The following is a 739-nucleotide window of genomic DNA, read 5'->3' on the forward strand; positions in this document are numbered from 1 at the left end:
AGGAGTAGCTTAGAAGCGCTTTGATAGGTATTTGTATGCAGTTACCTACGCATTCCAAGGCACTCGCTATTAAATAATAACGAATAAGAGGCCACGGTTTAGTGATGAATACTGCAACCAAAACGACCATTTTTATCTTCTGTGCACTATTTTCAGTGCAGTCTTTTGCTCTCGAAAAAAAGAAATATTGTCTTTGGGATCCTGTAGGGAAAACGGGGCCCGTAGTTGAGTTCTTTTCCGACCTTAAGCCAAAGGCTTTAGGATGGGGGCTTGATCTTGAATTCATCACTTATACCGATGAGAAAGTGGCATCTAATGATTTCAAGGCGGGCTTATGCGATGCAGTACATCTAACGGCGATACTCTCACGAAATTATGTGCCGTTCGCAGGCAGCCTTGACGCTATCGGAGGCATTTTGTCTGACGACGAATTGGATCGTGTACTGGTTACTCTAGCGAATCCTAAAGCGGGTAAATTGATGACCAACGGTAAATACGAAGTTGTGGCTTCGTTTCCGGTAGGATCCATGTTTGCTTTTGTGAATGATAAAAATATAGACACGGTCGCTGAATTTAGTGGCAAGAAAATTTCAGTGTTAAACGAAGATCCTCAGGCTTTGCAGTTGTCGAGCTTAGCTGGCGCCTCACCGGTTGGTACCTCGCTCGCAACGTTTTCAGGACAATTTAATAATGGAAACATCGATATTCTATTGATGCCAGCCTTGGCATATAACACTTT

At 43.2% G+C, this 739-nt stretch carries 1 protein-coding gene; it reads left to right on the plus strand.

All coding sequences use genetic code 11. From position 1 onward, the window contains the following. Positions 1-104: 104 nt before the first annotated feature. Positions 105-739 (plus strand): putative solute-binding protein (locus A3762_RS22530; protein ID WP_231878902.1); only part of this gene is annotated, 635 nt, incomplete at its 3' end.

It is taken from the genome of Oleiphilus sp. HI0125, assembly GCF_001635355.1.